The organism is Pedobacter sp. HMWF019, from assembly GCF_003061025.1.
In the GTDB taxonomy this organism is placed as follows: domain Bacteria; phylum Bacteroidota; class Bacteroidia; order Sphingobacteriales; family Sphingobacteriaceae; genus Pedobacter.
Window position 1 is genome coordinate 1 of the sequence record NZ_QAIL01000331.1, and the last position, 12154, is coordinate 12154.

At 40.8% G+C, this 12154-nt stretch carries 9 protein-coding genes; 8 read left to right on the plus strand and 1 reads right to left on the minus strand.

The genetic code is table 11. The features are described 5' to 3' along the window. From DBR11_RS18500 to DBR11_RS18530, 7 genes are all read left to right on the plus strand, one after another. Positions 1–533, plus strand: a 533-nt coding sequence (locus tag DBR11_RS18500) for a ferritin (protein WP_108554120.1), incomplete at its 5' end; no start/stop codon positions are given. Positions 534–622: 89 nt separating this feature from the next. Then, the gene (locus tag DBR11_RS18505; RefSeq protein WP_108554121.1) at positions 623–1006 is read left to right on the plus strand and encodes a hypothetical protein; all 384 of its coding nucleotides are present in this window, start codon (positions 623–625) and stop codon (positions 1004–1006) included. Positions 1007–1165: 159 nt separating this feature from the next. Beyond that, a complete protein-coding gene (locus DBR11_RS18510) occupies positions 1166–1963 on the plus strand; it encodes an MbnP family protein (protein ID WP_108554122.1) in 798 nt (265 codons plus the stop codon). Positions 1964–1970: 7 nt separating this feature from the next. After that, the gene (locus DBR11_RS18515) at positions 1971–3053 is read left to right on the plus strand and encodes a cytochrome-c peroxidase (protein ID WP_108554123.1); all 1083 of its coding nucleotides are present in this window, start codon (positions 1971–1973) and stop codon (positions 3051–3053) included. 4 nt (positions 3054–3057) lie between these two features. Beyond that, a complete protein-coding gene (locus DBR11_RS18520; protein ID WP_108554124.1) occupies positions 3058–3912 on the plus strand; it encodes an MbnP family protein in 855 nt (284 codons plus the stop codon). Between the two features lie 5 nt (positions 3913–3917). Next, positions 3918–4964 carry a cytochrome-c peroxidase gene (locus tag DBR11_RS18525; protein WP_108554125.1) on the plus strand — a complete coding sequence of 349 codons (1047 nt, stop codon included), beginning with the start codon at positions 3918–3920 and terminating at the stop codon, positions 4962–4964. Between the two features lie 2 nt (positions 4965–4966). Beyond that, the gene (locus tag DBR11_RS18530) at positions 4967–5893 is read left to right on the plus strand and encodes a transporter (protein WP_108554126.1); all 927 of its coding nucleotides are present in this window, start codon (positions 4967–4969) and stop codon (positions 5891–5893) included. A 64-nt stretch (positions 5894–5957) separates the two neighbouring features. Here DBR11_RS18530 and DBR11_RS18535 read toward each other — a convergent pair whose 3' ends face one another. Next, the gene (locus DBR11_RS18535) at positions 5958–9932 is read right to left on the minus strand and encodes a hybrid sensor histidine kinase/response regulator transcription factor (protein ID WP_233260817.1); all 3975 of its coding nucleotides are present in this window, start codon (positions 9930–9932) and stop codon (positions 5958–5960) included. Positions 9933–10122: 190 nt separating this feature from the next. On the opposite strand from DBR11_RS18535, the gene DBR11_RS18540 reads away from it, so the two are divergent. Continuing rightward, positions 10123–12154 (plus strand): glycoside hydrolase family 97 protein (locus tag DBR11_RS18540; protein WP_199233881.1); only part of this gene is annotated, 2032 nt, incomplete at its 3' end.

Here is a 12154-nt window from a genome sequence, read left to right on the forward strand (position 1 = left end):
CTAATACACTAAGTGACGGATTAAATGCTCAGGTAACCAAAGAAGCTGCTGCAGCGCAGACTTATATCTCTTTTGCAGTATGGGCAGACAGTGAAGGTTATGGCGGAATTGCTAATTTTTTGTTCCGACACGCGAACGAAGAGCGTAATCATATGACCAAAATCATCGAATATATTTTACAGCGGGGAGGGAGGGTTAGGATAGAAGCTATTCCCGCACCTCCAGCAGACCCGTTAACGATACAAGAATGTTTTGAAAAGGTCTTCGAATCTGAAATCGATAATACTAAAGCAATATATAAACTAGTCAAAATGAGTTTTGACGAAGGAGACTGGGCCACATGGAACTTCATGCAATGGTTTGTTAAAGAACAAACAGAAGAAGAAACACTGGCCATGGAATTGCTGGACAAAATAAAAATTGCCGGCGGTGCAGCTGCAAGTGGAGATGCACTTTACGAACTCGACAGAGATTTAAAGAGTGCTCCAGACGATGCAGAACTAGCCCAAACAAAGACAGCAGAAAACCCTTGATCAACGGAGTAATATAAAAATCAATTCCTTATTAAAAAATACAGTTTTCGGCAATCATTTGGCTGCAATATCTTTATCTTTGCAGTCAAATGATCAACCGGATTATTGCCATATGCTTATTAATTGCGATGACGGGCTCCAGCCTTTCACGCTTTTTTGTGTATGCCGGTTTTGAAATGAATCAGAAGTACATTGCCTCTGCATTATGCGAAAACAGGAACAGACCTGAAATGCATTGTAATGGTAAATGTTATCTGATGAAAAAGCTAAAGCAAGCGGAAGAAAAGGAGAAAAGGCAGGAGGAAAATAATTTTAAAAAAGGACTTCATGAAATCGTGTCTCTCCATGAAACATTTTCCTTTAATCCTGCTTCCAGTCTCCTTGAAAAGAAAAAGCATCAGGATATCCGCTTTGATCTTCCCAATCGCAGCTTTGAAATTCTGCATCCGCCTCCTGTGTCCAATTTATCTTAATTTACCGGTTTAGTTTTTGAATTTTTACGTCAGAAGAAGGCGTATGCCTTTTTATGCGCTTTCATAAAGCTATTTCATGAAATCAACTCATTATTAAGTATTTAGGAACGCACAGAAATGCGCGATACTGACGTGCTATGCACAATCAAATTATTATCAATGAAAAAAATACTATCTATCATAGGCTTATCAGCCCTATTATTTACTTCATGTTCCAAAGACAAAGATGCCATCATTCTTCAGGGAGAAGGAAAGGTCACTCTTACTATGGATGCTGTTTTTGGAAATCAGGATTTCGCATTGAAAAAGGATTTTACAACCAGCGGCATCACCTATAATTTCACTAAATTCAGATACTGGTTAAGCAATGTCGTACTGGTTTCTACCACAGGTCAGGAAATTAAAGTTTCAGGATCCTATTATTTGATGGAAGAAACGGGCGAGATTAAGCTTACAGGCGTAAACAATGACCTCCCAACTACTGTATACCCAGCAACCAAGCGTGAAAGCGTTGTTTTAAAGGAAGTTCCTGCTGGCGATTATAAATCCATTAAGTTTTCGATTGGTGTTGATCAAAAATACAACGACAATATGAGTTTGCAGTCTGGTGAACTTTCGCAGTTAAATGGGATGACCAATATTTCCTGGATGTGGCTGACCAGTTATATTTTTACGTCTGCAGGAGGAAAGGTAAGCGATGGAAAAACGACAAAAACCATGCTTATAGAGACTGGTTTGAATGCGAATTACAAAACGATCGTCTTAGACTTACCGAAGAACCTGAGCATCACTTCGTCGACATCGACCAGCATCGTAGTAAATGCAGACCTATCAAAGGTTACCGATGGTATTGATGTGATGACCAATCCTGTAGTTGGTGCTTCTAAAGCGACGGTAATGGCTCCCGTTGCGAATAACTACGCCAATAAAGTGTTTACCATTAAATCTGTAAACTAGGTATATCATGGGCAAATGCGCTTTCTTGCGCATCCCTGCTCTTTTCTTCCTCTTTGGTGTAACGTTTTCCTGTAATAAGGAAAACGTTAGTGAAGAAGTTTCACAGGCCCCGCATGCGGTTAAGCTGCGGGTGCCTGTAAATTTTCCTCCTGTTCTGGAACATGCGGATAATCCGCTCACCGAAGAAGGTATAGAATTGGGCAGAATGCTGTTTCACGATGTCAGATTATCTGGAAACAACAAGATTTCCTGTGCCTCTTGTCACCGGCAGGATCTTGCTTTTTCTGATGGAATAGCTTTGACAACGGTAGGGGTTTCCGGTCAGGCCCTTGCACGTCATGTACCCGTACTGTTTAATCTGGCCTGGGCTGAAAGTGGTCTTTTTTGGGATGGCGGTTCAAAGAATCTTGAATCCCAGGCTTTAGGTCCTTTAACCAGCGCAGACGAAATGTTCCAGGATTTAAATGTTTTAGAACAAGAATTAAAAGCTGATCCTGAATATGTGAAAAGGTTTGCAATGGTGTTTAAAGATGGCATCAGATCCGTGAATGTGATTAAAGCCCTGGCACAATTTCAACGTACACTAATCTCCGGTACCTCCAAATATGATCAATACAGGAGAGCCGGATCAGGAGCAGGGCTAACGGAAAGTGAACTGCTGGGTATGAACCTGGTAAATTCCAAATGTAAGGCTTGTCATAGCGGGGAATTGTTTACAGATGATAATTATCACAATAATGGTATTGATGTCGCTTTTAATGATGATCACGAAGGCATTTATCAGGGGCGTTTCAGAGTTACGTTCAATCCTTTGGATTTGGGGAAATTTAAAACGCCTTCATTAAGAAATGTACTGGTCACTGCGCCCTATATGCATGATGGCCGATTTAAAACTATAAATGAAGTACTTGATCATTACCAATCCGGGATTAAAATCTCTCCAACGACAGATCAACTGCTTTATCAGAACCGGGGACAGGCGGGTATACCGCTCACACAAAAGGAACGGCAGGCCATTATTGCTTTTCTAGGCGCGCTTACCGACCATGAATTTATGACAAACAAACAAATCAATAATCCTAACGAATAAGATAATGATCACAAAAGAAAAAATATGGAAAACGGTTTTACTCTTCAGTTTAATACTGATCATAACCGCTTGTTCTAAAAAAGAGGACCCAGCACCTGAGTTTCAGGAAACAAACCTGGCGCCACTTTCTGTAGAATTTGACAATATTGTTGGTGAAAGGACACTCACTTTTAATAATACAGGCAGTCCCTATAAAAATGCAGCGGGTGAAGCTTTCACCATCTCCCGGGTTCAGTATTTCATCAGCAATATCAAGGTTACTACCGAGGCCGGGAAGACTTATACAGTAAACCAGGACAGCAGCTATTTTCTGATCAGGGGCGATGATAAAGCTACCCGTTTTGCAAAGGTAAAAGTACCGGAAGGCGATTATACCAGTTTAACCTTCACGTTAGGTGTAGACAGTTTACGCAGTACTATGCCGATAGACAAACGTACAGGTGTTCTTGACCCTGCTGCGGGCGGGGGACATGAAGACGGAGGTATGTATTGGGGCTGGAACAATGGTTACATCTTCTTTAAATTTGAGGGAAATTCTGCCGTTATTTCCGATGACGTTAACGGTGATCCAACTGGCAAGAAGCAGTTTAAATATCATATCGGATTTTTTGGTGGCTATAATGCGCCAACGCTAAATAACATTAAGGTTATTAGCGTGGATTTAAGAACAGCCGGAATAGCCAAAGTGAGGAAAGACCGCCAAATTAATATCCATCTCTTTGTTGATATAATGAAGGTGTTTAACGGGAAAAATACATTTAAAATAGCAGAAAAACCGAATGTGATGTTCGATGATTTTACGGCTAAAATTGCAGCCAATTTTCCCGAAATGTTCAGGCACGATCACACTGAAAATTAACAGCAATGAACAAGAAACATTGGATCGTATTGTGTTTCCTGGGCCTGTTTATACTGGCCTGTAAGAAAGACAATCCGTTTAAAGAAGAGATAGAGAAATTCCTTGGTTTTCAGAAACCAGCTAACTTTCCTGATCCTGGATATAACTTTGCAAATAATCCGGTCACCAAAGAAGGCTTTGAACTGGGCAGGGCCTTGTTTTATGAGCCCAGGCTGTCGCGGAACAATACCATCACCTGCGGTTCCTGTCATATCCAGTCATCTGCATTTACGCAGCACGGGCATGATGTGAGCCATGGGATTGACGACCGTCTGGGAACACGCAACTCGCCGCCGATCATGAACCTGGCCTGGAATAAAGCCTTTATGTGGGGCGGAGGTGTTTATGATTTGGATCTCCAGCCCATTACCCCCATTACGACCCATGAAGAGATGGATGAAAACCTGGAGAATGTACTGAACAAGATCAGGGCATTACCCAAATACACTGCCATGTTTAAAAGTGCTTTTGGTACAGAAGAAGTTACGACTGCTCGTTTTATGAAGGCATTATCCCAGTTTATGGTGATGTGTGTGAGCAGCAATTCTAAATACGATAAGGTGATGCGTAAGGAAGCTGGTGCAGTATTTAGTGCTGATGAACAAGCAGGTTATATACTGTTTAAAGACAAATGTGCTTCCTGTCATGCAGAACCGTTGTTTACTGACGGTTCTTTTCGTAACAACGGTTTGGGAATCAGTCCTATAAATGATAAAGGTTTATATGCCGCTACACTGATGGAAACGGATAAATATAAATTTAAAGTGCCCTCTTTACGGAACCTGCAATACACAGCACCTTATATGCATGATGGGCGGTTTTTATCACTTGCAGGAGTACTGGAGCACTACAATTCAGAGGTGCAGGCTACACCAAATTTAGATCCGGTGCTAGATCAGAACGGAAAATCGGGTATATCCTTGAGCGAAGCTCAGAAAGCTATATTGACCGCATTCCTGAATACCCTGAACGATACAGACTTTATCAATAATAAAATGTTATCAGAACAATAAATATGAAGAAGAAAATAATGATGGCACTGGTGCTGGTGATGATTAGTATAACAGCTACCCGGGCATGTGATATATGTGGTTGTGGCGTTGGGAGTTACTATTTGGGTATTTTACCGGAATACAATAAGCGTTTTATTGGCTTACGCTACCAGCACAAAACACTAAGAACACATCTTGGTCCTTTTGGAGAGCGTACACCACTTACTTCTGATGAAACTTACCAAAGCATGGAGCTTTGGGGTGGCTGGAATATTGGCAGCAGATTTAGGATACTGGCCTTTGTGCCTTATAATTTTAACGAGCGGGAAAGCCAGACGGGTAACGGAAGAAAAAACGGCCTTGGTGATATTGCCTTGATGGGCTATTACAAACTTTTAGATAGTAAAAGGACCCTTGGTGACCGTTTGCTCGTCCAGTCATTATGGATAGGCGGGGGCATCAAAGTGCCAACAGGTAAATATGAACCATCAGAGCGTCTGGCTATAAGCGAATCTCCAAACAACTTTCAGTTGGGAACAGCCAGTACAGATTTTACACTAAATGCCGCTTATGATATCCGTTACAATGACCTTGGTTTAAATGCCAATCTGAATTATAAGCTCAATACAGAAAACAAGTATGAGTACCGCTATGGTAATAAATTTACCGGAAATATTTTGATGTATTATAAAATCAGGGTAGCCAATGCTGTAACGCTTGCCCCAAACGCAGGTGTCTTGTATGAAACAGCACAAAAGGATGTAGAGAATAAGAAATATGATGTCGCTGTATCGGGCGGCTATTCTTTATCTGCAGTTGGCGGGCTGGAGGTGTCGTTGAAAAGACTTTCCTTAGGCGCCAATTACCAAAATGTACGTTCCCAGAATTTAGCAGGCGGACGCGTACATGCAGGTAACCGCTTGATGGTCCATATGTCTGTGCCGTTTTAATTATATATATAATTGCTATATTTATCCTGGCTTCACCAGCCAGGATAAATATAGCAATGGATCGCTATTTAGGTAAGCTGTTTAAATAAGCTGTTGGCGACAAACCGAACTGCCTCTGGAAATCTCTGGAGAAATTGGCATGTAGTGTATACCCAATTAAAGTAGCCACTTCATTGATCTTCAAGTCTCCCTGAGCTAAGAGTTCAGCTGCTTTCTTAAGCCGGGTAAGGTTGATCAGTTCGTTGGGTGTCATGTCCGACAGGCCTTTAATTTTACGGTATAATGTGGTCCTGCTCATGTTCATCAAGCTGGATAGCTTGTCTACATCAAGGTTCATGTCTGTGATGTTGTCAAAGATCATTTTACTGAGCTGTTCCAGAAATTTCGCATCCCCTTTAGAATGGGCAATTCCCTTCATATGAGTTAAAGGCGACCGGGCAAAATGATCTTTTATATAATTTCTGTTGGTCAGCAGGTTGTTGATCTGAGCAAGAAGATGGTCCATGGAAAAAGGCTTTTCGATATAGGCATCGGCCCCAACTTCCAGTCCTTCCATTTTAGAACTTTGTGAGTTCTTTGCCGTTAGCAAAATAATAGGCAAATGGCTATAGTCAAAATCCTCTCTTATTTTTTTGCACAACTCTATTCCATCCATCACTGGCATCATAATGTCTGTGACCACCACTTGAATGTGCTCATTCTGCAATAACTGAAAAGCTTCATAGCCATTTCCAGCCTCTAACACCTGGTAGAAGGAGTCGAGTTCTTTACGGATATAGGCTATGATTTCTTTGTTGTCTTCGGCCAGCAGGATCACCGGTTTATCCCTCCGTTCTGCATCAAGACTTTCTTTTTTGGGAGTTGCCGGTTTAAGGCGGTCTTCATCCCGATCCAAAGGATAGGTTTCAGCGGGCTCCTGTTGAAACATAGGGATCGACAGTAAAAATATATTAAGGGCTTCTGTAGATGCCTTAAGTTCTACATTGCCGTCATGTAACTGTGCAAGAGAACGGGCTATGGGTAATCCAATGCCGGTTCCAGGTTCTTTTTCTGTTTCCTTTAACCTGAAGAAGGGCTCAAATATTTTGTCGTTATAGGAAGAAGGAATAAGTAAACCGTCATTCGAAACCTGGATATAAAACACTTCGTCCTCACTGGTTAGCGGCAGCAGCTTTACTAAAACCCTGGATTTGGAATACTTGATGGCATTGCTGATCAAATTGGCAAGTATCTTACGCATGGCTTCAGGATCAACAAAAGCATGGAGTACAATAAGACGTGGTAGTTCCAGCACATAATTTAAGTTTTTCTGCTGGGCAGAAAGTTTAAAATCACTAAAAACGTCACTCAGGAGCTCATTGATGTCTGTTTTTATGAAATTGAGGCTAAAGCTTTCTGATTCCGTTTTCCTGAAATCAAGAAGCTGGTTTGTTAAATCTATAAGTCTGTTCGTGTTTTTGTTTATCATGTTCAGGTTCTCTGAGTCCTTGCTGTTCCTGTCCTTGGCCAGCAGTTTATCCAAAGGCATTTTAATTAATGTGAGCGGCGTTCTGATTTCATGTGCAATATTGGTAAAGAAATTAATCTTTGCATTATAAATCTCTCTTTCAGTACCAATTTTTACAATCTCCAGCTTTCTTTTGTTTTTCTCTGAAACCGCAAGGTGGTAATAGCGTACTATAGTAAGAATGATCAATAAGAGGAGCATAATGTAAAAAAAATAGGCCCAATAAGTTTTCCACCACGGTGGTGTGATTGTGATTTTTAGAATGGTTTCTTTAGTATTCCAAACACCTTCACTATTAGCTCCTTTTATGCTGAAAGTATAGCTGCCAGGTGCCATGTTTGTATAATAGATACGCCTGTTTTGTTGTAATGTTGTCCAGTTTTTATCTAGTCCGCTCATTTTGAACTTGTACTGGTTACCTTCCGGATTGAAATAGCTTAGTGCGGCAACATCCAGATTGATGCTGGAAAGTTGATAAGGAAGTGTAATTTCCTGTGTATAGAGAATGGATTGACCAAGGATAGAAGTATGGCGTAGATCAAGATCTTTATTATTGACCTGTAAGCCTGTGATATATACCGGAGGAATAAATGTGTTTTCCGTAAGCCGTTCAGGATCGAAGCTGATCATACCTTTTACAGTTCCAAAATAGAATCTGCCCTTAGCATCTTTAAAGGAGGAGTTGAAATTAAACTGCTCTGTTGGAAGTCCGTCGGATGCATGGTAAGCGTTGAAGCTGTTTTTTAGCGGATTGAATATCGCAAGTCCATTGGCTGTCGATATCCATAAATTGCCGTTTTTATCTTCCAGAATTCTAAAAGTCTGATTGTTTGGAAGACCGTTGGCAGTGGTATAGTTCTTGAATTTTTTGCTTTTTGGGTCATATTTGGAAAGACCACCTTCTGTACAGAACCAAATGTGTTTGTTGCTGTCCTCAAATAGACTGTTCACATAATTACTGACCAGTGCATCCTGATGTTTGCCTTCGCTGTTAAACAATACTTGTTTCTTGCTCCTCTGGTCGTAATAAAATGCGCCACCTCCGTAACTACAGGCCCAGAGTGTGCCATCAGAAGATTCCAGTACAGATTGGATCTGTGCGTTGTAAAATGGTACCTGCCTAAAACGATCCAATTTCCGGTCGAATTTAAACAAGCCTTTTTGAGTGCCTGCAAATACAGCACCGTCACGGGTTTTATACAGGGTAATGATAAAATTGTCCTGTAATCCGCTTTGTGGTCCGGCCCTGAATTTTTTAATGATCTTTTTCGATCTTAAGTCCATCACATCCAGCCCATGGGAAAGGCTGCCAATCCATAGATTGTCACCATCGGCCAGCAAGCCATGTACATTTTTCTCAGCAATGCCATTAGGGGACTCAGGAAGGTAGTTTTTAATGTTCCCTGTTCGCAAATCTATTTCATTAAGTCCTGCATCTTCAGTTCCGACCCATAGGTTTCCACGGTTATCCTGGCAGATTTCATGGACCACATTGCCAGAGAAACTATTATTCCCTGGCTCCGGAAAGTATTTCTTAAACCTGTTTTGCGGGGCACAATAGTAATTTATACCGCCATAATAAGTGCCAATCCAGGTTCCGCCTTCTTTATCCACATAGATTGCCCAAATGATATTGTCTGATAAAGCATAAGGATTACCATATTGTTTCTTGATGGCGGTAGTAGTGCCACGTTTCAGGTCGAGTACATAGAGCCCTGTTTCAGTACCTAACCAATAGGTGCCATCTTGCTGAACTGCAATGGCATAAGTAGATAGTTTGGGTTTTAGTGAATTTGCTTGAAAAACGACCTTTACGCTGCCTGTCGTATAATTATACAAAACTACCTGCTGTGTACTGGAAACCAATATAGAACTGTCTCCAACTGGGTATATCTTGTCGATCGGCGCAAAGGAGGCTGCCCGATTCTGTGGGCGAAGGTTATAACTAATAAAAGTTTTTTTGGTTGGATTGAAATTTTCAAGTAAGCCTTTGCTGTCTGCGGCCCAGAGTGTTCCTTTTTTATCAACGGCAATGGAAACGATATCTTCACCTTTTAGCAAATGCCTGGTTAATTTACGATCTTCTTGATTGTACTGGTAAAGAATGCGTTTAGAAAGTATCCATAAATTATGTGTTGCATCTTCTTCTATGGCCTCTGCTTCTCCACGTGGGATACTGGTAAAAAGCGAAAAGGATTCCTGTACAGGATCATAAATATATACCCCGTTAGAGGTTCCTACCCAAAGCTTTTCATCTCTGGATTCATGGATGCTTTTTACGAAATTGGTTCCAAGGCTTTTACCATCGGCGGGATCGCGCTGAAAAACTTTAAACCTCAGCCCGTCAAAACGGTTTAGCCCATTGCGAGAGCCAAACCACATAAAGCCTTTCTTATCTTGTGTAACCGAGGTAATGGTATTACTTGATAAACCGTTTTCAATCTGGTAATTCTTAAAATAAAAGTCATGTTCCTGACCCTGGCCTTTATAAAAGCAAAGCAGTAAGAACAGCAGATATAGGATTTTTTTCAAGGCGACAAGGTAATTCTGACAAAAATAACAGATTGGAAGCGCTTATGAAACTAATAAGTTTTAAGCTGTTTAAAGAACAGAATTCAATTTTGATACGTTTTGATAAGAAATTGAAATGCCCAGATAAGCCGTATTCAATAAAAAGTAATTAATTCGTATTTATTATTTGACTACATTAACCAAATATTACATGAAGAAACTTCTTTTCTTAGCATTATTAACCCTTTCTGTTTTTGGGGGTGCCAGTGCACAGCAGCTCAAATCTCCCGATGGGAAATTTTTAATGAATTTTAGCATTCAGGCAGACGGAAGCCCGCAATATCAATTAACCTATAAAGGTAAATTGATCATCAAGCCGAGTAAACTTGGACTGGAATTGAAAGACGATGCTAAGTCCCTTCTTAACGATTTCGTAATTGCGGACACCAAGTCTTCTTCTTTTGACGAGTCCTGGAAACCTGTTTGGGGAGAGGTCAGTACCATACGAAATCATTATAACGAACTGGCAGTTACCCTTGACCAAAAAGAAACAAACCGTCGTATAGTGATTCGCTTTCGTTTATATAACGAAGGACTGGGGTTCAGGTATGAATTTCCAACCCAAAAGAACCTGGTCTACTTTACAATTAAAGAAGAACATAGCCAATTTGCAATGGCAGGAGACCATACTGCCTTTTGGATAGTGGGAGATTACGATACGCAGGAATATGATTATACCACCTCTAAATTGTCTGAAATCAGAGGGCTATCTACCAAAGCGAGAACAGCGAATGTTTCACAGAAAGGATTTTCACCTACTGGTGTACAAACGTCCCTGATGATGAAAACTGCCGATGGTTTGTATATTAACCTTCATGAGGCTGCATTGATCAATTATCCATGTATGCACCTTAACCTGGACGACAAAAATATGGTATTTGAATCCTGGCTTACACCAGATGCTCAGGGCAATAAAGGCTATGTACAGGCTCCGGATCATACGCCATGGAGAACAATTATGGCTAGTGATGACGCCCGGGAGATCCTGGCTTCAAAAATGATCTATAATTTAAATGATCCTTGTAAAATAGAAGATACCTCGTGGATAAAACCAGTAAAATATGTAGGGGTTTGGTGGGAAATGATTACAGGAAAGAGTTCCTGGTCTTACACTGATGATTTTCCATCTATTAAAATTGGTCAGACCGATTATAGCAAAGCTAAGCCAAATGGGACACATGGCGCTACAACAGCAAATGTGAAAAAATATATTGATTTCGCAGCAGAAAACGGCTTTGACGCAGTATTGGTAGAAGGTTGGAATATTGGATGGGAAGATTGGTTTGGACATTCCAAAGACTTCGTTTTCGATTTTGTAACTCCATATCCTGATTTCAATATGAAAGAGATCCAGGCCTATGCAAAATCAAAGGGCGTGAAAATGATCATGCACCATGAAACCTCAGGCTCGGTTAGAAATTACGAAAGACACCTGGATACTGCTTATAAGTATATGAAACTAAATGGCTATGATGCTGTGAAAAGTGGCTATGTGGGAGACATTCTTCCAAGAGGAGAGAACCACTACAGCCAGTGGATCGTTAACCATTATCAATATGCAGTTGAAAAAGCAGCAGAATATAAAATTATGGTCAATGCGCACGAGGCTGTAAGACCTACAGGGATTGCCCGTACCTATCCAAACCTGATTGGTAACGAGTCTGCCAGAGGAACCGAATATCAGGCTTTTGGCGGATCTAAGCCTAACCATGTAACCATTTTGCCTTTTACCCGTTTGCAGGGAGGTCCAATGGATTATACGCCGGGTATTTTTGAAATGGACTTAAGCAAAATAAGTTCGTCCAACCATTCCTATGTAAATAGTACCATTGCCAATCAGCTGGCTTTATATGTAACCATGTACAGCCCACTGCAAATGGCAGCAGACCTGCCAGAAAATTACAGGCGTTTTATGGATGCCTTTCAGTTTATAAAAGATGTTGCGGTAGACTGGAGCGACAGTAAATATGTTGAAGCCGAACCAGGACAGTACATCACTGTGGCCAGAAAAGCTAAAAAAACAGGACAATGGTTTTTGGGAAGTGTAAATGGAGAAATCGCCAGAACTTCAAAAATTGATCTGAGCTTTTTGGAGCAAGGAAAAAAATACATCGCAACGATATATGCTGATGGAAAGGATGCAGATTATAAAACAAATCCTCAATCCTATACTATCCGCAATG